Raw genomic sequence first — 18902 nt, forward strand, 5'->3', positions numbered from 1 at the left:
TCTTGACGACCAGAAGGAATGCATGATACCCTCTGGTTAAAGGTTTAACCAATATAAACGAAAGGAGGTTAAACGTTTAACAATTTGGACAGGAGCGATTATGAAGCATGATGTTATATTACACGACGTAGCCAAGGCGGCCAACGTATCTATTGCAACCGTTTCCAATGTAGTCAACGGCAAGGGGCGCGTATCGAAGACAACCATGAAGCGCGTTCAACAAGCGATTGAACAGTTAGGCTATGCTCCCAATTTGTTGGCTCGCCATTTGAAGACGAATCAGTCTCGTCTAATCGGGCTTGTCGTTCAGACGACAAAGCCGGGGCGAATCCAGGATAATCCGTTCTACTGGGATTTGTTGGCGGGAGCCGAGGAAATCGCCCGTGATCACGGATTCCATATGATTTTGGTAAGCATGGGCATGCCGGAGGAGACGCTTGATTTTGTGAAGCAGCGTCAGCTGGATGGGCTGCTTGTGGTCGGGATCACGGATCATCGGGGAGAAGACGCTTTATTCCGCACATTGGATATTCCTTGTGTATACATTGACAGCTATCTGAACGATCCCAGACTATGTCAGGTATGTGTGGATGATCAGTACGGGGGATATGCAGCGACCAAGCATCTGCTTGCACTGGGACATCGCCGGATTGCTTTGCTGATTGGCGATATTCCGATGGATCAGCTGCATCGTTATGCGGTTCTTCAGCAGCGCTGGCTCGGCTACCGGAAGGCGCTTGATGAAGCAGGCTTGCCTTACGATCCCGGCTTGATGATCCGCTTGCCAACCTCCGTGCAAGGCGGTTATCACGCAGCGGCGTGGCTGGCCAATCACAACGATGTCAGCGCGATCTTCTCGATGTCCGACATCGCTGCATTGGGCTTGATGAAGGGGATCAAGGATATGGGATGGCGGGTGCCCGAACAAGTGTCTTTGGTCGGATTTGATAATTTGTTCATGTCCGGCTATACGCTTCCGGCGTTGACCACCGTATCGCAGAATATCGTCCAGAAAGGGCGGGTGGCGGTCAAGCTGCTGATGGAACTGATGGACAACAAGTGCTCAACTTCTCGAAAGGTGGTGTTGCCTGTCGAACTGCTGGTTCGGGACACAACAACAAAGGCGCATTTAACCGATAGACAATAACGATTTCGACATGGGAGGAATTTAGGTGATTATCAAAAACAAAGGATTCATTGGGGTCTTATGTATCGTTTTGATTGTGATGTTGACGGCATGCGGGCCGCAGAGAGACGTAGAACCAGGACCCGCGAGCGAAGGGGTGTCCGCGGAAACGCCAGGAACGTCTCCTTCGGATGACACCGAGGCGCCGAAGCCGGCAGAGCTGACGATCTGGGCTGATGATAATGCGGAAAAACTCGCAGTATTGCAAGCGATTACAGACAAATATACAGAACAGAGCGGGATTGCGGTGAAAATCACACCGATCGCGATGAACGATCAGCCGCAAACGCTGTCGCTTGACGGGCCTTCTGGCAAGGGGCCGGACTTATTCTACCAGCCGGGCATCGGCAGCCTGTCCGTCCAAGGGCTGGTGCAGCCGATGAAGGCCTCGGAAGCACATCTCGCGCAGTTCACGCCGGAGACTTTGGAAGCGCTTAGCTATGACGGGAATTTGTATGGTTTGCCTTTTGTTGTAGAGACCTATGCGCTTCTGTACAACAAGGAACTGATGCCGGAAGCGCCCAAGACGATTGCGGACCTCGAGCGGATTGCGGAGCAGCAGACGGATGCGGCCAAGGATGAATACGGTTTCTTATACGATGCGACCAATTTTTATTATTCGTGGGCCTTCATGGGCGGCAGCGGGGGTTACATTTTTGGCGAAAAAGACGGCGGCTTTGATATTACGGACATCGGACTCAATCAAGAGGGAACGGTCAAGGGTGTCAGCCTCATTCAAAGCTGGTTCCAAAAGAACTATCTGCCTAAAGGCGTGAACGGCGATATCGTTGGCGGCCTGTTCAATGAGGGCAAGGTTGCGGCCGTTATTAACGGGCCGTGGGCGATCACCGACCATAAGGAGCAGCTTGGCGACCACCTTGCGGTAGCTGCGCTTCCGCTTATGGAAGACGGGACGCATCCGCAATCGTTCATCGGGGTCAAAGGCTGGATGCTGTCGGCTTATTCCCAGCATCCGGAGTGGGCTACGGATCTCGCTGAATTTCTGACCAATGCATCGTCGTCCATGACCTGGTATGAACAAGCGGGCGAAATTCCGGCACATCTGGATGTGCTGAACGATCCGGTGTTGGTTGATAATCCACTTGTTGCCGGGTTCTCGGAGCAAATTCAATATGGCATTCCGTTTCCGAATGTTGCGGAGCTGACCCATGTATGGGATCCGATGGCCAACGCGCTTAAATTTGCTGCGGAAGGCGAGGATGCACAGACAGTGCTGGATGAAGCCGTGGTGCAGATCCAGGACAAAATCAAAATGGCGGGAGCAGAATAAATGCATGATGACTGAGAACAAACACGGCTCGGGAAGATCCAAATTTTATAGGCCGATGTCCAAAGAAGGTGAACCTGCTTGACAGCAAACTTAGTACAACAACAACAGCATCGTCCGGCTCTCGCTGCGGCGCTATCCATCATCCCCGGCATAGGGCAGCTGTACAACCGGAGATTTATAAAGGGGAGTCTGTTCTTTCTGTTATCGGCAGCGCTTTTGATTGCGCTGTATGATTTTCTGAACATTGGATTTTGGGGGATATACACGCTGGGCACGATCCCGATGGTCGATGACTCCCGCGCGCTGCTTGTGCAGGGACTGTTGTCCGTCATTCTGGTTGTGTTCCTGCTTTTGTTCTATGCTTACAATTTGGTGGACGCATACCGGGACGGACAGAAACTGCGCAGCGGATATGCGATTCCAAGCATGAAGGAGAGCTTCCATGCGGTATGGGATCGCGGCTTCCCTTATTACATGGTGCTGCCGGGCTTTTTCATTCTGGTGTTCGTGGTGGTCTTTCCTCTACTGTTCATGATCAGCCTGGCCTTTACGAATTACAATCTGTACAATTCACCGCCAGCCAAGCTGCTGGATTGGGTAGGCTTCGACAACTTCACCACATTGTTCACAGAGCCGATCTGGCGCTCCAGCCTGCTGTCCGTTCTGTCCTGGACTGTGGTGTGGACGTTTGTGGCCACAACACTGCAAATCGTAGTTGCGCTGCTGCTGGCGGTGATGGTCAACGATGCCCGCGTCAAATTCAAGCGGCTGATCCGCACCATTTTCATCCTGCCGTGGGCGGTGCCGTCTTTTGTCACGATCCTGATCTTTGCCGCAATGTTCAATGACGACTTCGGCGCGATTAATCGGGAGCTGCTGGCGCCGTTTGGCGTGCAGATTCCGTGGATGTCAGACCCGGTGTGGGCGAAAGTCACCATCATCATGATTCAGGTATGGCTCGGCTTCCCGTTTGTATTCGCATTGTTCAGCGGGGTGCTGCAGAGCATCTCCAATGACTGGTACGAAGCGGCCGACGTGGACGGCGGCAGCCGTTGGAACAAATTCCGCCATATTACACTGCCGCATGTGCTGTACGCCACCGCGCCGCTGCTCATCATGCAGTACGCGGGCAATTTCAACAATTTCAACATCATCTATCTGTTTAACGAGGGCGGTCCTCCGGTTCGAAACCAGACGGCAGGCGGTACGGACATCCTGATCTCGTGGGTGTATAAGCTCACTTTCGAGAACAACAACTACAAAATGGCTGCCGCGATCTCCATCATTATGGGCCTGGTCGTTGCGATCTTTGCATTTTTCCAATTCAGCCGCAGCCGATCGTTCCGAGAGGAGAAGATGTTTTGATGAACCGGAAGCTCAAGAACCGATTGGAATTAACGCTGATTTATGCGGTCGTGCTAATTATGTTTGTGGTCATTTCGTATCCGCTGCTGTGGACGTTAAGCATCTCGCTAAATCCGGGAACGAGCATGTTCAGCTCCAGTCTCGTGCCGGAGCGGTGGTCAACAACGCACTATGAATGGCTGTTCACGAATCCGCAGAGCGATTATTTGCTGTGGTACAAAAACACGCTGCTCGTGGCGTCTGTCACATCCGCCGCTTCGGTTATCATCGTCTCGTTTGTCGCTTACGCCTTCTCCCGGTATGACTTCATTGGGCGTAAATACGGCATTTATTCGTTCCTGCTGCTTCAGATGTTCCCGGTGCTGATGGGAATGGTGGCGATTTATTTGCTGCTGAACGTGGTGGGGCTGCTCGATTCGCTTTGGGGACTGGTTATCATATATATTGGCGGCGGACTTCCGATGAATGCCTTTCTTGTCAAAGGCTATCTGGATACGATTCCGAGGGATCTCGATGAATCGGCCAAAATTGATGGCGCCGGCCATTTCCGGATTTTCTTTCAAATCTTGACGCCTTTGGCCAAGCCGATCCTGGCGGTTGTAGCGCTGTTCAACTTCATGGCGCCGTTTATGGATTTTCTGCTGCCGCGCATCATTCTGCGAAGTCCAGAGAAGTTCACGCTGGCGCTTGGCCTGTTTAACTTTATTAACGACAAGTTTGCCAACAATTTCACCCGTTTCTCGGCCGGGGCGATTCTGATTGCGGTGCCGATTGCCGTCGTGTTCTTGTTCCTGCAGCGGTATCTGATTACAGGTCTGGCCGAGGGCGGAACTAAAGGGTAGTGCGGTGTTGCTGCCCGGATGCGCGTGTTGGCGATACTCCTTGTGACATGGGACAGATAGAGCTTTGGGCAGGATGAGGAAAGAAGTGGAAACCAGCTGATCATGATTGTTGGAGGGATGAGCATGAGAAGACTGGAAGGACTGGCACGACGTGTGGTTGCGCTGTTTATGGCCTGCTGCATGCTATTGACATTTTGGGGGCCGTCGGCCTCCGGAGAGGCGGCTGCGACCGTGACCGCCGTGATGATGGAAGCGGAGCAGGCGGCGCTGAGCGGAGGGGCATTTGTGGATAACGAGCATCCCGGTTATACGGGAAGCGGGTTTGTTGCGGGGTTCACCGACAATAACAAAGGGACAGCCGCCGTCACGTTTACCATGAACGCATCTGCAGCCGGGGAACGGGAGGTCACGCTTCGTTATGCTAACGGCACAGGTGTGACGATGACGATAAGCCCTTATGTGAACGGGGTGAAAATGGGGCAGCTAGCGCTGCCGCCGACATCGTCCTGGTCCGAATGGAGGACGGTGACGGAGACGTATGCCTTCCGGTCCGGCAGCAATACGCTGCAATACCGGTTCACGGCAGAGGATTCGGGCAATGTCAATCTGGATCATGTCGTGATCGGAGACATCATGCCGGGCACCGGACCGGAACCGGAGCCGAACCCGGGCCCGCCGAACCGCTATGAAGCGGAAGCGCAGTTTCATACCGGCGGTGTATCCTACGTGTCAGGAGCGCTCGAACATTTTGATGCTGCCGGAGCGAAGGTAGTATTCACGGTCAATCTGTCATCTGCCGGACAGAAGAACGTCGTTCTGCGTTATGCCAAAAGCACGGCCGGAACCGGATCCATGAAGCTCCAGGTCAATGGCATTGACGCGGGCTCGGTGCAGCTTCCTTCCACCGGCGGTGCTGAAGCTTGGGCGGAAACAGCCACTCAGCTGCCGCTTCGCAAAGGGCTAAATACGATCACGTATGAGGCTGTTGACCGTTCAGCTGCCGGAGTGAGAATGGATGCGTTGACGGTTGCAGACGGCTTGCCACTGGCTGAGCGGGGAGCTACGGTTCCTTATCAGGAGCTGGAAGCGGAGACGGGAACTACGAATGCCGTGACGATTGGGCCGTCCCGCACGTACTTGACCGTCGAGGCGGAATCCTCGGGTCGGCAAGCGGTCAAGCTGACATCGACCGGTCATTACGTCGAGTGGACGGCGCCGGAGGCAGCCAATGCGCTGGTTGTCCGCTACAGCATGCCGGATGCCCCGCAGGGTGGCGGAATCGACGCGACGCTTAGCTTATACGTGAACGGGGTCAAGCGTCAGACATTGGATGTGAGCTCCAGGTATGCATGGACGTACGGCAGCTACCCGTATAACGATAATCCGGCCGACGGAGGCGCACATCACTTTTATGACGAGAGCCGTTATCTGGTTGACCCGATCCCGGCAGGCGCAACGGTTCGACTTCAGAAGGACGCGGCAGACCATGCCGACTATTACACAATCGATCTGATCAATCTGGAGATGGTAGCTCCCGCATATACGAAACCGGACCATTTTGTCAGCATTACCGACTTTGGTGCGATGGCGAATGATCATACCGACGACACGGCAGCGATCCGGGCAGCGATTCAGCATGCCGAGGCGACGGGGAGCGGCGTCTGGATCCCCGCGGGCACGTTCCGGATGAACGACCGGGTGAATGTGTCGAATGTGCACATCCGGGGAGCAGGCATGTGGCATACAACGCTGCAGGGAACCGGTGGAAAAGGGGGCTTCTACGGCACAGGAGGCAAAGTCTATATTGCGGACCTGTCTCTGTACGGAGACGCTCTCTACCGGAATGACGCGGAGGATCACGCCGGCCTTGAGGGACGCTTCGCCTCCGGATCGCTGATCCAGGGCGTTTGGATCGAGCATATGAAGGTGGGCATCTGGCTCAACGGCGGCACGGATGGGCTGTATATCGTGGACGGCCGCGTGCGCAATACATGGGCTGATGGCGTCAATTTTCATGGTGGTGTGAAAAATACGACGATCAGTCATTTCCATGTGCGCAACACCGGTGATGATGCGTTTGCCATGTGGTCGGATGGCGTTCCGAACGAGAACAACCTGTTCCGTTATAACACGGCTCAGATTCCGGTGCTGGCCAATACATTTGCGATCTATGGCGGCAAAGACAATAAAGTGTGGGATAACCTCGGAGCGGATACCGTCACTGCATCAGCCGGGATTGCGGTCAGCACCCGCTTTAACGCGGTCAGCTTCAGCGGAACGACGGAAATCAAGCGCAATACTTTGCTTCGCACCGGCGGGTATGAGCCGAACTGGAATACAAGCTTTGGCGGTTTGTGGATCTATGCCGAGAACCAGAGCATTACCGCTCCGATCTTGATTGAGCAGGTCGATATCCTTGACAGCACGTACGAAGGCGTGAAGCTCAGCTATAATCAGCGGATTCAGCATATTGCGTTTGATCGAGTCACCATCGACGGGTCAGGGACGTACGGCATCTATTTTGACACCGTTACCGGCTCGGGAACGTTCTCGAATGTGGTCATCTCCGGAACCGGTTCAGGGCCGGTGCACAACCCCGGACAGGCATTTCAAATTGTTAGAGGCCCGGGAAATATAGGCTGGTGACTGTAAGTCCGGCATAGATGAACGTATCGAGCAGCTTAGGAGCAGTGAGGATGAGTGATGTTCGGATGCTGATTTTCGGATTGGGCGGAATTGGGCTATAATATGGTAAAACGTTTAATGCAGAGAGCGGTGTCTGAATGAAACAAGAAGTCAGCATTGTGGATGTGGCCAGGGAAGCGGGCGTATCGATCGCTACCGTATCCAATGTTGTGAACGGAAAAGGCCGTGTATCCACGAAGACGATACAGAAGGTCAGGAAAGTGATTGATGAGCTCGGTTATACTCCGAACTTGCCTGCACGCAATCTGAAAACAAAGAGAACGGATCTGATCGGGGTTGTCGTTCCGACCATGAAGCCGGGGCGGTTGCAGGATAATCCGTTCTATTGGGATCTGCTTGCCGGTGTAGAGGAGGGAGCGCGGGACCGCAGCTTCCACATTATATTGACCGGGATCGACGAAGCGACGGAGACGTTCTCGTTTGTGAAGGAGCGAAGGCTGGATGGATTGATTGTCGTCGGGACGAACGAGGGATCGCAGGCGGTGCAGCGGGTTACGGGGCTCGGGGTGCCAGCTGTTTTCATCGACAGCTATTTGAAGGATAGCGGACTATACCAGGTGAATCTGGATGATCGGCAGGGCAGCTACCGTGCAACCTCGTACCTGATCGAGCAGGGTCATCGCCGCATTGCGCTGCTGATCGGAGATATTCCGATGGAGCGGATCGCCTACTACGGGGTGCTGCATGAACGTTGGCTCGGTTACCGGGATGCGCTGGAAGAGGCTGGTATCCCGTATGATCCGAGACTCATGATCAAGCTTCCGACCTCGCTGGCAGGCGGCTATAAGGCGGCCGACCAATTGGTGGAGCTGCCTGATGTGACGGCGATCTTCTCCTTCTCGGATGTCAGTGCGATGGGGGTTCTGAAAGGGTTGAAGGAAAAAAATAAAAGTGTGCCAGGCGAGTATTCGGTGATCGGCTTTGATAATCTGTTCATGTCAGAATATACGTCACCGTCACTCACAACGGTGTCGCAGAACATTATTGAGAAGGGGCATGCGGCGGTCCGCATGCTCCTGAATCAAATCGACGGGGAGCCATTAAGCGAGCGCCGCATCGTGCTCCCAGCCGGCCTCGTTGTGCGGGAGACAACCGGCCCGGGTCCACATCAATCGTCAGAATGATCCTGCACCTACCTAAGGATTAGGCGCCGCCTATCTGCTGGATTAAGCGATGGGTGTGCCGTTTGGAACAGCGGTGTCGGGAGCGAGCAGAACGACATCGCCTTCCTCGGGAACGCCACCGAGTACAAGCACTTCGGACTTGTAGCCGGCAATTCGTCTTGGCGGCAGGTTCACCACAGCGGCGACCTGACGTCCGATCAGCTCTTCCGGGTCATATCTGCGGGTAATCTGCGCTGAGGATTGCTTGATGCCAAGCTCGCCGAAGTCGATGGTCAGCTTGATGGCCGGCTTGATGGCCTCGGTAAAGAATTGGGCGGTTACTATTGTGCCAATGCGGATATCCAGCTTCATAAAATCGTCGATGGTTGCAGTCATGGATCGTACGCCTCCCTTAAAGATCTATAAGTTGAATTAAATTTAGGATCAAGACCACCTGAGTGCTTAATAAGTGCATGGTGGCTCTCCAGCCTCTTAGCGGAGTTATTCTCCCTTAGTTCAGGGATGCCCCTGATCAAACGGGATAATGGTGCTAAGCCTGCAGGCAACGATTCCGCTTCCCCCATTATATAAGCGATCATGGCTGGCGGCAAAATTTTCGCAATCATTGCAATTTCATGAAATATTCAGTATGATGTTGCTGACAAATGACAAGCTCGATGTGTAACTGGCGAAGCATGGGGAACCATGAGGGAGCACATCCGGTTAGAGCAGCCGTACGCCTGGGCAAGGTAAGGGACATTGGGTACCCTTGCCTTTTTTTGTTCTTTAACCATGATAACAAGCGGAAACTACATAGTAGAAGGAGAGCTGCAACCTTATGTTCAAAACGAAGAAACTGCTGCTGCTAGGCTCTGGCGAGCTTGGCAAAGAAGTGTTGATTGAAGCCCAAAGATTGGGTGTGGAGACGATCGCGGTCGACCGTTACGAAGGTGCGCCGGCGATGCAGGTAGCTCATCGTCATGTGGTGATTGACATGCTGGATGCCGGGAAGCTGAGGGAGGTTATTGAACGCGAGCAGCCCGATCTGATCGTGCCCGAGATCGAAGCGTTGGCCACATCCGAGCTGGTGAAGCTGGAGGAGGAAGGCTTCCGCGTCATCCCGACTGCGCGAGCGGCCAAGCTGACGATGGACCGTGAAGGGATACGCCGTCTGGCGGCGGAGCAGCTGGGGCTGCCTACGGCAGGGTATCGCTTTGCCGATACGTACGCTGAGTTTGAGCAGGCCGTTCGTGAAATGGGCTATCCGTGTGTTATCAAACCGCTGATGAGCTCTTCGGGCAAAGGACAAAGCGTCTGCCGGAGCGAGAAGGATATCCGGACATGCTGGGAAATTGCAATGGAAGGCGGCCGGGTTCAGAACGGGCGTGTCATCATTGAGGAATTCATTCGGTTTCAGTCGGAAATTACATTGCTGACCGTCCGTTCCGTGAGCGGAACCAGCTTCTGTCCGCCGATAGGTCATATCCAGGAAAACGGGGACTACATCGAATCATGGCAGCCTCATCCGATGAGCGAACGACAGCTCGAAGAAGCAAAATCGATCGCAAGAGCGATTACCGATGAGCTGGGCGGGTACGGCTTGTTTGGCGTTGAGCTGTTTCTGGCCGAAGATAAGGTCTACTTCAGCGAAGTGTCTCCGCGTCCGCACGATACGGGCCTGGTGACACTGGCAAGTCAGAATCTGTCCGAATTTGCGCTGCATGTTCGCGCGATTCTCGGCTTTCCGGTTCCGGAGATTGAACTCGTGGCGCCAGGTGCGAGCCGGCCGCTGAAGGCGCCGGAGGAGCTGGATAATTATGCGATTTGTGGCGTGGACAAGGCGCTGGCCGTTCCCGGCACGCAGGTGCGAATTTTTGGCAAGCCTGTAACGAAGGTGGGCCGCCGGGTCGCGGTGGCCTTATCGACAGGCGAGACGACCGAGCAAGCGCGTGAGCGGGCCGCTCAGGCACTGGCGGGTCTTGTAGTGGAGCAGGCATAAACATCCGGTAGGGCCGGAAGTCTCAGGGGTTGTGAACGAGGCTTCCGGCCCTCGGTGCGAAATCGAACAAAAATTTATGTTGATCATCCAACGGTTCATGATAATATAGCAGTAAATAGAGACCGCAAGCACTAGAGAATAACATAATAGGAGAAATCGGATGAGAGACTTAACCCAAGGGAGCCCGGTCAAACTGATCATTGCTTTTACACTGCCGCTCCTGATCGGAAACTTGTTTCAGCAGTTCTACAACATGGCCGATACCTTTATTGTCGGAAGGACGATCGGGGTTAATGCTTTGGCGGCTGTAGGCTCGACGGGCAGCATTATGTTTTTTGTGCTCGGTTTTGTCATGGGGATGACGGCGGGGCTGTCCATCGTTACTGCCCAGCGATTTGGTGCGGGAGATATTGAAGGCATCCGAAAAAGCGTAGGCGCAAGCGCATTGATCAGCCTCGTCTTTACGGTGGTGCTGACCGTGCTTAGCGTCATTTTTACCAAGCCTGTGCTGGTCATGATGAACACGCCGGCGGAAATTTTGGATGATGCATACGATTACCTGATTGTCATCAACTTCGGACTCGGTGCGGCAGTGCTGTTCAACCTGTTGTCCAATTTGCTTCGGGGGCTGGGCGACAGCCGCACGCCGCTCTATATTTTGATCTTTGCCAGTGTCGTTAACATCGTGCTGGATCTGGTGTTTATTCTGGTATTTCGCATGGGAGTAGCCGGGGCTGGGCTTGCGACTGTGCTTGCTCAGCTGCTGGCCAGCTTCATGTGTCTGATCTATATTCAGAAAAAGGTGCCGTTGCTGCAGTTTAAAAATGCGAATTGGAAGCCGGGCTGGAAAAGTCTGCGCGAGCATATGAACATCGGCCTGCCTATGGGCTTCCAAGCTTCCATCATTGCGATTGGGGCCATCATTTTACAGATTACGCTTAACGGTCTCGGCGCCGCTTCGGTTGCTGCGTATACGGCGGCGCAGAAGATTGATATGCTGGCTGTCATGCCGATGAACTCTTTCGGGGTGACGATGGCCACCTATACGGCGCAGAACTACGGGGCGGGAAATATTAATCGGATTCGTCTCGGGGTTAGACAATGTATTATCCTCTCCGGCGTATTCAGCATCGTGATTGGTTTGGTGCTCATTCTCTTTGGCAACGGGGCAGCGACGCTGTTCGTTGGCAGCGGCGAGGAGGAGATTCTGTCGCTGACTTGGCTGTACTTCGTATCCAATGGCAGTACGTATCTGATTCTGTCCTTGCTGTTCATTTACCGGTTCACCCTTCAGGGGCTTGGACAGAGCTTTGTTCCGACCGTAGCCGGGATTATGGAGCTGGTAATGCGGGTGGTCGCCGCGATTTTCCTGACCGAGCAGATTGGGTTTCTGGGCGCGTGTCTCGCCAATCCGCTGGCCTGGCTCGGGGCCTGTATCCCGCTGGGCATCGCGTATTACATGAGCATCCGAAAGCTCGAAGCGAAATCAAAAGCGCAGCCGATTCCCATCCAGGCCTGAGGAGAGCGATTTGCTGAGAATAATCACAAACCTTGGATTCCCTTCATTGGAGGGCTCCAAGGTTTTTTTGCATGGTGGTAGACGAGACGCGAAGACTGAGGATGAAGGAACCCTCTGTTCGAGCTAAGGCGCCGCCTGACGGCCACATTAGCATAAAAGAGCTGCAGTATCGTCATATATATGAATATGAATATATCATTATATGAAAAATTCATAATAGAAAAGGGAAGACGATATCAGTCACTTCGATCATCTTCCCACGTAATCTGTACTTAGCTTCTCCATTCCATCGTTCAAATGGAAGGGCTCCGCTCACCAGATGAGATGCGAAATTGGACGAGGACTCTAACCGGAACCGGGATGTTCAGCGACCGTTCCGGGCCGCTTCGGAACGGGCCTGAGAGGGGGTCATCCCTTTGTATTGCTTGTACAGCTTGGTAAAGTAATTCGGGTTGCCGCAGCCTACATGGCTGGCGATTTCGGTAATGGTCCAGCGCTGCTCGCGAAGCAAGCGCTGCGCCTCATTCATTCGCAGCAGATTTACATAATCCACATACGTGCGACCGGTAAGCCGCTTGAACATTTTGCAGAAATGAAAAGGGCTTAATCCGACCTGAGCGGCAGCTTCTTCCACCGACATGCGGTCGCATGGCCGCGCTTCGATCCGGCGGATCAGCTGCTTGAACAGCTCACGTCCGGGAAAATACGCTTCCTCTGCTTTGCCGGCCAGCTGGTCGGGGAGGAATGTGCGCGCCATCAAGGCAAAAAAAGCATGCAGCTTGGACTTGGCAATGAGCTGGAAAGCCGGAGGCCGATGAGCAAGCTCCTCAATCACCTCGTGAACGAGCGCGTAAGCATCGCGGCAGGCCGGGTCAATATCCGCTGGCTTGGCGGGGAAACGCACGCGCCCCTCCAGAAACGGGGCAACATACTGGGCATGAACCGGATCATGCATATAATCATTGAACAACGACGGATTCAGCACGACACAGTCGAAGCGGACAGCCCCTTCATCCAGCGCGTAGCCGACATGCAGGCTCCCTCCCGGAATCATCAGAATCTCTCCGGCTATCAGCGTATGTGGAGCGCTATCGATATGAAACACAGCCCGGCCTTCCCGCATCAGGATGATCTCGGCATGCTCATGCCAGTGGAGGTAGAGCACGCAGTCTTTGGCGGCTGCCTGGTGTACCTCGTTGCGGAATAGCTGAAAGGGGTAGGCTTTATAATCCAGCCTTGTATTCTCATGAAGCTCTTTCGGATTGGACAATCTCAACACCTCTTTCTCAAGCGCAAGATTTGAGTGGTAAATGACAAGGTTGGGTAGAGAAATACGGTGAAACTGCAATTATAATGAAGTTGCTTACTTCCTACAGTAAGACAATATCGGAGAGATATCAACCCAAAGTGAAGAGTGGGCCGTGAGGCGCAACCACTCGGGATGAGCATACATTCGTATGATAAGGAGCGAGGCAGATGGGGAAACGTTACAGCATTCTGATTGCAGGTTGCGGAAGCATGTCTAACCTGTGGGTGGAGTACGTAAAAGAAAGAGAAGATGCGCACATTATCGGACTTGTGGACTTGTATGAAGCGACAGCCCGGGCGATGGCGGAAAGGCATGGCCTGAGCTGCCCTGTATTTTCGAATATAGAGGAAGCGCTTGCTTCCACCAGCCCGGACATCGTATTTGATATTACGGTGCCTGCAAGCCATTACCATATTAGCCGGGCTGCATTATCTCACGGCTGTCATGTATTCAGCGAAAAGCCGCTGGCCGAGTCGATGGATCAATGCCTGGAGATCGTGGAACTGGCAAGCCGCCAGGGCAGAACCCATGCGGTGATGCAGAACCGCCGCTTTGATCCGCGCATCCGCGCTTACAAGGACTTGATCCAGAGCGGGGCGATCGGGCAGCCGGGCTTTATAGGCGCCGACTTTTTCCTGGGCCCACATTTTGGCGGGTTCCGGGAAGCGATGGAGAGTCCGCTCTTGCTCGATATGGCGATCCATACCTTCGATCAAGCCCGCTTTCTGAGTGGGGCGAATCCGGAAACGGTGTACTGCCAGGAATTTAACCCTCCGGGCTCCTGGTATGCAGGCAATGCGATGGCCGTATGTATTTTTGAGATGTCGGACGGCACCGTCTTCAACTACCGGGGTTCTTGGTGCGCTGAGGGAGCGCAGACATCCTGGGAAGCGGCCTGGCGCGTCACCGGGTCGAAGGGAACGGCGATCTGGAACGGCTTTGATGAGGTGTATGCAGAAGTGGTGGCAGATCAAGAGGGTGCGGGTCAGTTTTCGCGCAAGCTGGAACGGGTGCAGGGCATCATCCCGGAGATGAGCAAGACCGGGCACCATGGCTGTCTGGAAAATATGTTTGCTTCCCTGGAGGCTGGCACGAAGCCGGAAACGGACGGCAGCGACAACATTTACAGCATGGCGATGGTACTTGGAGCACTTGAGAGTGCGAGAACAGGAAGAAAAGTGAAAATTTCAGAATTCATGGGCCAGCCGCGAGGCTGATAAGCGTTGGCGTGGATCCCATTCTACAGGTTCTACAGGGAGACGCTGGAGATTCACTCCCGTTCACTAATGAGGATCCGCGTTTCCATGCTTGAAGCTTTCCGGACGTTTGCGTTACAATACGGAAGAGCAAGCAAGGGGGCGGTTACATGAACATCGGAAAGGATGGAGCGGTCGGCAAATCGGCGGCGTCCTGTCAATCCAGTTATAAAAACTTCAGCCTGGCGCTGCAAGCACTGGTCGCGCTTGAGAAGCATGCCGGAAAATGCTCAAGCGGCGACCTGGCGCTTTATTTGCAGTCTGAGCCGACGGTTCTCCGGCGTATTCTCAAGGCGCTTGCCCAGGAGAATATCATTGAATCCAGGGAAGGCCGAGACGGCGGCTACCGCCTGATCCGAAGCGCCGACAGCATCTCGCTGGCCGATGTTTATAACGCGCTGCACATTCACAGCCACATCAGTGCCGGCATGCTGGATGCAGCAGGAGAGCATCACTTTGGAGAGCGAATCAAATGTGCGTTCTCGGATGTGATATCCGACTTGGAAGAGAGCATGCTGCAGGTGCTGAGCGCCCGTACCATTGCCGATATTGCGGAAAAAACGAAATCGGACCAGCAAGAGGATTGACAATCGCTCTTGCCTGCCTTATACTGTGCATGAATCACCACAGTTAACTTCATGGAATTTCAGACTATAGAAAATATAAGTATGCAGGAGGGAAAGATGATGTCCATGCTGGCCATTCAAGATTTTCATACCGTTGTTCGCGAGCGTCACTCGGTTCGCCATTATGATCCATCGGTGAAGATTTCAAGAGAGGAAATGGAGGAGATTCTGAAGGACGCAACACTTGCTCCGTCCTCCAGCAATTTGCAGCCTTGGCGTTTTCTTGTCATCGACGATCAGGCGTTGAAGGAGAAGCTGCACCCGATTGCGAACAACCAGCAGCAAGTGCTGGATGCTTCGGCTGTCATTGCAGTTCTCGGGGACTTGAGATGGTATGAACAAGGGGAAAAGATCTACAACATGTCCTTTGAAGCCGGCTTTATGACCGAAGAGATCAAGGAGCGTTTTATTCAGGTCGCGAGCAATGGGTATGCCAACATGAGTGATGAGGTCAAGAACAGCATCATCGATGTGGATGCAGGTCTGGCTTCGATGCAGCTGATGCTGTCGGCGAAGGCAAGAGGTTACGATACGGTGCCGATGGGCGGCTACAACAAGGAGCAATTTGTTGAAGAATTCAATATTCCAGAACATTATCGCAGCGTCATGCTGATTGCGGTCGGAAAGGCAGCATCGCCAGCCCGTCCTACGGTGAGACTTCCGCTGGAAGACGTAATATCCTGGAATGAAATGAAATCATGATCCAGCAGGGGAGGCCTTGGCCTCCTTTTTTTTGTGATATGAATCCAGGCTGAAGAGCATTCAACCAAGCTGGTCATCTTATCGTGCTGTTCCAAGGCTTAGCTTAACGTTTGTAATTCACCTTGTTCCATGCCGCTGCCAGCGTCGAGGAGATGTGGCGGATAATGGTCGGGTTGGAGAAGTAGCCTCTGTGGGACAGCGGATTCCAGCTTGTCAGCCAATGGCCGGCATTGACTTCCACGTCCTTGCGCACTGTTTCTTTATAGGCAGGGTCCACCCCTTGAAGCGGATAGCCTAATATATCGTCTTTATCATAGAAATTGATCCACTCGCCTTCGAGCCTGCGATGATGCAGCTTCAGGTGATCGGAAGGAACGCGGATCGGCTGGTCGAAATCCCGGTAGCGCAAGCTCCATAAAGGCAGCGTCGTGCCGAGGGAATAGAAGAAAGCGAGGGTTTCCCCCTTCTCAATCGGCGCCTCCGGGTTGATGACCAGACGTTTCCCGCGGGAAGAGAACTGTAAATCATAGAAGAAATTGCTGGCAATCACCGTGCCGAGGCTGTGGGAAATGACGCATAGCGGTGCAGTCGGACCGGCTGCCAGCGACAACCGGTGCAGGGCGGCGCTAAGTGTGCTGTGAACCTCTTCATAGTTCTGTGCGTCACCCTCTACCGGCTGGTAAGCAACCGCATCTGCCAAGTAGTGGATGACAATGCGGCGCAGCCAGCGGTACCGCAGACGGTAGGATGAGACGATATCCCGGAATAACTGTTCTTCTCGCTCCGCAAACACATGAGCCCAGTGAACGGCTTCAATGGCAAGCTGGTCGGTAGAAAGTCCGGAAGCCTCGGCAAACGCTTCGCTTAATTTACGGATGAGTCGTTCTGCATAATTTTCCTTCTGCCTTCCCAAACCATGAACGATCATCACGGCAATCTTCTGCTCCATCATGGTTCACACCCCTCTACGAATCATCTGCTTGCAGCTTTGCTTTAACTTCATCGTACATGATAACCAGTATAAGGTGAATATAGGAAATTAAGATAATTCCAAGCGGCCAAGATCAAGGCAGCAACTTCTGGATACAAGAACCGGAGGTCATGGCGCCTTGAAATCATATATAATAAATAGACATTTATATTATGAAGGGTCCTTGAATATAATCAGGACGCCAGCAAAATCCGAAGGGGGCTTGTTGCTGATGACGGAGAAAAATCATGAATACTGGATGAGTGTAGCTATCCGGGAGGCGCATCATAATGTGCTGAACACCGAAGGCGGCCCGTTTGGCGCGATCGTTGTAAAGGACGGAGAAATTATCGGGAGAGGCCGGAATCTGGTCACTACGCGAAATGACCCGACCGCGCACGCCGAGGTGCAGGCGATCCGCGAAGCCTGCCAGCATCTGAACCAGTATCAGCTGGAGGGATGTACGATCTATACCAGCTGTGAGCCGTGCCCGATGTGTATCGGAGCGATCTACTGGTCCCGGCCGGATGCCGTATATTATGCATGCACCCAGCAGGACGCAGCCAATATCGGCTTTGACGATAAGTTTATATACGATGAAATCGCTTTGCCGATGGAGAAACGCTCGATTCCGATGCAGCAGCTGCACATGGATGAACGGCTGCTTCCTTTCCAGGCATGGACCACATCCACGGGCAAAATCGAATATTAAACAAGAAGAAACCGGGAATCCGCCAGCGGAGACCCGGTTTGTTGCTGTGTTACATAACGTATATAACGATGATGGCTGATGCGCGAGGGGCGTTCCGGCGGCAGGAAGAATTTCCTCCCTATTCCAGCCAAGGCAGCTCGCCGGTCAGCCGAATGCCGAAATAACGTGCCAGTGCCTCGGTGTATTCCTGCTTGCTGGCCGGACGGAAGACATGTACCCCTTGCTTGGTGTAGATGCGAAACTCGCGGTCATCGATGGTGTTTCGGCCTTCCGCGGTTCGGATCGATACTCTGGCTGTTTTGTTGAAGGGGGAGTCCGGCGCATGCTCGCACCAATAGGACGTTGTCAGGAAATCCTCGGGCAAATTAGGCTCCTCGGTAAAGGAAAAGACCGGGTTCCAGCCCTCGCCCTTTTGCTCGTACAGCATCCATCCATAGGCGGCAGATTTGCTTAATTGGTAGCACTCATCCCCCTGGGTCTGCGGAGCATCCTCAATCAGCTCCAGCGGCTCTCGCGGTCCGGCCCCGCCGACGCCAACATCCGTGATGTAGCGTTTGCCATCGATGACCACATGCAGAATATGATGCCGGCGCTTGGCTGGCGTGACAGGTTCGTCCTTCCAGAAGCGCCCGAAGTAATTCGTCACTTCATAGCCGGCCTGCTCCAGCAGCCAGCCGAACAGGGCGTTCAGCTCGAAGCAGTATCCGCCGCGCCTGGCGGTGACGATTTTGTGGTACAGCTCAGGCACCGACAGGGAGAGCGGAATGCCTGCCAATATATCCAGATTCTCATATGGGACGGCATGGACATGGAGGCGCTGCAGTTCCTTGAGTACTTCCAAGGTCGGCTCGAGCGGACCCTCGTAACCGATGCGGTTCAAATAGGCGGCTACATCACATTGCTCACTGGTATGGATCATTTGCAGATCACCCGGCTTTCTTATCCATTTTGGCGTTCAATTGCTTCCACATAATCTTTTCCATCCTTTAAAGACAGCTTGAGCTGGTCCCGTACCTCTTTAATGGCCTGGATCTTCTTTCCTTGGTTCAGAAGCTGCCGCACGCGCTCGTCTACATACAGCTGCTGTTCCGTTGGCAAGTGGGAAGATACAGGTGAAGGGGAAGGAGAGGGAGCGGCAGCTTTATATCCGGACGCGGTCGGGAAGTTGACCTTTCTTGAGATCCGGTCCAGATCATCTCTTAATTCATTCACCTTGGCTTGCAGTGTGACGACCCTTAACAGCAGCAAAACGGAGACCAGGAGGGCCAGGATAGCTAGAATCTCTGAAGTATTCACATCGTTCTCCTCTCTGGGTT

17 protein-coding genes and 1 riboswitch are annotated in these 18902 nt (G+C 53.7%); of the genes, 12 read left to right on the forward strand and 5 right to left on the reverse strand.

All coding sequences use genetic code 11. The annotated features are described in order from the left end of the window. The first annotated feature begins 100 nt into the window (after positions 1-100). The 6 genes from MKX64_RS20830 (at position 101) to MKX64_RS20855 (ending at position 8514) form a co-directional block, all read left to right on the forward strand. Positions 101-1147 (forward strand): LacI family DNA-binding transcriptional regulator, encoded by a 1047-nt coding sequence (locus MKX64_RS20830; RefSeq protein ID WP_341037233.1) that lies wholly within the window; start codon positions 101-103, stop codon positions 1145-1147. 25 nt (positions 1148-1172) lie between these two features. Next, a complete protein-coding gene (locus MKX64_RS20835; protein WP_244908169.1) occupies positions 1173-2477 on the forward strand; it encodes an extracellular solute-binding protein in 1305 nt (434 codons plus the stop codon). Between the two features lie 78 nt (positions 2478-2555). Then, positions 2556-3842: a carbohydrate ABC transporter permease gene (locus MKX64_RS20840; protein WP_095397337.1), complete on the forward strand. Its 1287-nt coding sequence runs from the start codon at positions 2556-2558 to the stop codon at positions 3840-3842. Next, positions 3842-4684, forward strand: a complete 843-nt coding sequence (locus tag MKX64_RS20845) for a sugar ABC transporter permease (RefSeq protein ID WP_095265365.1) — start codon at positions 3842-3844, stop codon at positions 4682-4684. Before MKX64_RS20840 ends, MKX64_RS20845 begins: the two co-directional genes overlap by 1 nt. A gap of 123 nt (positions 4685-4807) precedes the next feature. Next, positions 4808-7330, forward strand: a complete 2523-nt coding sequence (locus MKX64_RS20850) for a carbohydrate-binding protein (RefSeq protein WP_341037235.1) — start codon at positions 4808-4810, stop codon at positions 7328-7330. 137 nt (positions 7331-7467) lie between these two features. Further along, the gene (locus MKX64_RS20855; RefSeq protein ID WP_095265363.1) at positions 7468-8514 is read left to right on the forward strand and encodes a LacI family DNA-binding transcriptional regulator; all 1047 of its coding nucleotides are present in this window, start codon (positions 7468-7470) and stop codon (positions 8512-8514) included. A gap of 42 nt (positions 8515-8556) precedes the next feature. Here the strand turns inward: MKX64_RS20855 and csaA are convergent, their stop codons facing one another. Beyond that, entirely contained in the window at positions 8557-8889 is a 333-nt protein-coding gene (gene csaA / locus MKX64_RS20860) for a chaperone CsaA (RefSeq protein WP_341037237.1), read from the reverse strand. 275 nt (positions 8890-9164) lie between these two features. Then, positions 9165-9246: riboswitch (ZMP/ZTP riboswitch) on the forward strand. Between the two features lie 85 nt (positions 9247-9331). On the opposite strand from csaA, the gene purT reads away from it, so the two are divergent. Further along, the gene (gene purT / locus MKX64_RS20865; RefSeq protein WP_095265361.1) at positions 9332-10492 is read left to right on the forward strand and encodes a formate-dependent phosphoribosylglycinamide formyltransferase; all 1161 of its coding nucleotides are present in this window, start codon (positions 9332-9334) and stop codon (positions 10490-10492) included. Positions 10493-10652: 160 nt separating this feature from the next. Beyond that, complete coding sequence (locus MKX64_RS20870; protein WP_095265360.1) at positions 10653-12011, forward strand: MATE family efflux transporter; 1359 nt, start codon at positions 10653-10655, stop codon at positions 12009-12011. 364 nt (positions 12012-12375) lie between these two features. Here MKX64_RS20870 and MKX64_RS20875 read toward each other — a convergent pair whose 3' ends face one another. Then, on the reverse strand, positions 12376-13281 hold the full coding sequence (locus MKX64_RS20875; RefSeq protein WP_341037239.1) for a helix-turn-helix transcriptional regulator: 906 nt from the start codon (positions 13279-13281) through the stop codon (positions 12376-12378). Between the two features lie 206 nt (positions 13282-13487). On the opposite strand from MKX64_RS20875, the gene MKX64_RS20880 reads away from it, so the two are divergent. The 3 genes from MKX64_RS20880 to MKX64_RS20890 all read left to right on the forward strand — a co-directional run bounded on the left by MKX64_RS20880 (position 13488) and on the right by MKX64_RS20890 (position 15904). Further along, positions 13488-14537, forward strand: a complete 1050-nt coding sequence (locus MKX64_RS20880) for a Gfo/Idh/MocA family protein (RefSeq protein WP_095397334.1) — start codon at positions 13488-13490, stop codon at positions 14535-14537. A gap of 149 nt (positions 14538-14686) precedes the next feature. After that, positions 14687-15163, forward strand: a complete 477-nt coding sequence (locus tag MKX64_RS20885) for an RrF2 family transcriptional regulator (RefSeq protein ID WP_095397333.1) — start codon at positions 14687-14689, stop codon at positions 15161-15163. A gap of 96 nt (positions 15164-15259) precedes the next feature. Further along, positions 15260-15904 (forward strand): nitroreductase family protein, encoded by a 645-nt coding sequence (locus MKX64_RS20890; protein WP_095265356.1) that lies wholly within the window; start codon positions 15260-15262, stop codon positions 15902-15904. A gap of 103 nt (positions 15905-16007) precedes the next feature. Here the strand turns inward: MKX64_RS20890 and MKX64_RS20895 are convergent, their stop codons facing one another. Continuing rightward, on the reverse strand, positions 16008-16853 hold the full coding sequence (locus tag MKX64_RS20895; RefSeq protein ID WP_095397355.1) for a chemotaxis protein: 846 nt from the start codon (positions 16851-16853) through the stop codon (positions 16008-16010). A gap of 253 nt (positions 16854-17106) precedes the next feature. Here MKX64_RS20895 and MKX64_RS20900 point away from each other — a divergent pair, with 253 nt between their 5' ends. After that, positions 17107-17586: a nucleoside deaminase gene (locus tag MKX64_RS20900; protein WP_095397332.1), complete on the forward strand. Its 480-nt coding sequence runs from the start codon at positions 17107-17109 to the stop codon at positions 17584-17586. Positions 17587-17704: 118 nt separating this feature from the next. Here the strand turns inward: MKX64_RS20900 and MKX64_RS20905 are convergent, their stop codons facing one another. Together MKX64_RS20905 and MKX64_RS20910 are read right to left on the reverse strand one after the other, a co-directional pair. Continuing rightward, a complete protein-coding gene (locus MKX64_RS20905; RefSeq protein ID WP_341037242.1) occupies positions 17705-18505 on the reverse strand; it encodes an arylamine N-acetyltransferase family protein in 801 nt (266 codons plus the stop codon). Positions 18506-18525: 20 nt separating this feature from the next. Beyond that, positions 18526-18882 (reverse strand): hypothetical protein, encoded by a 357-nt coding sequence (locus MKX64_RS20910; RefSeq protein ID WP_095265352.1) that lies wholly within the window; start codon positions 18880-18882, stop codon positions 18526-18528. Between the last annotated feature and the right edge of the window lie 20 nt (positions 18883-18902).

It is taken from the genome of Paenibacillus sp. FSL M8-0334, from assembly GCF_038000405.1.
In the GTDB taxonomy this organism is placed as follows: domain Bacteria; phylum Bacillota; class Bacilli; order Paenibacillales; family Paenibacillaceae; genus Paenibacillus_AQ; species Paenibacillus_AQ campinasensis.

Coding starts and splice junctions, on each gene's coding strand:
- purT (WP_095265361.1), top strand. CDS start 9,332: ATGTTCAAAACGAAGAAACTGCTGCTGCTAGGCTCTGGCGAGCTTGGC.
- MKX64_RS20895 (WP_095397355.1), bottom strand. CDS start 16,853: ATGGAGCAGAAGATTGCCGTGATGATCGTTCATGGTTTGGGAAGGCAG.
- MKX64_RS20855 (WP_095265363.1), top strand. CDS start 7,468: ATGAAACAAGAAGTCAGCATTGTGGATGTGGCCAGGGAAGCGGGCGTA.
- MKX64_RS20830 (WP_341037233.1), top strand. CDS start 101: ATGAAGCATGATGTTATATTACACGACGTAGCCAAGGCGGCCAACGTA.
- MKX64_RS20900 (WP_095397332.1), top strand. CDS start 17,107: ATGACGGAGAAAAATCATGAATACTGGATGAGTGTAGCTATCCGGGAG.
- MKX64_RS20890 (WP_095265356.1), top strand. CDS start 15,260: ATGATGTCCATGCTGGCCATTCAAGATTTTCATACCGTTGTTCGCGAG.
- MKX64_RS20905 (WP_341037242.1), bottom strand. CDS start 18,505: ATGATCCATACCAGTGAGCAATGTGATGTAGCCGCCTATTTGAACCGC.
- MKX64_RS20870 (WP_095265360.1), top strand. CDS start 10,653: ATGAGAGACTTAACCCAAGGGAGCCCGGTCAAACTGATCATTGCTTTT.
- MKX64_RS20885 (WP_095397333.1), top strand. CDS start 14,687: ATGAACATCGGAAAGGATGGAGCGGTCGGCAAATCGGCGGCGTCCTGT.
- csaA (WP_341037237.1), bottom strand. CDS start 8,889: ATGACTGCAACCATCGACGATTTTATGAAGCTGGATATCCGCATTGGC.
- MKX64_RS20850 (WP_341037235.1), top strand. CDS start 4,808: ATGAGAAGACTGGAAGGACTGGCACGACGTGTGGTTGCGCTGTTTATG.
- MKX64_RS20845 (WP_095265365.1), top strand. CDS start 3,842: ATGAACCGGAAGCTCAAGAACCGATTGGAATTAACGCTGATTTATGCG.
- MKX64_RS20880 (WP_095397334.1), top strand. CDS start 13,488: ATGGGGAAACGTTACAGCATTCTGATTGCAGGTTGCGGAAGCATGTCT.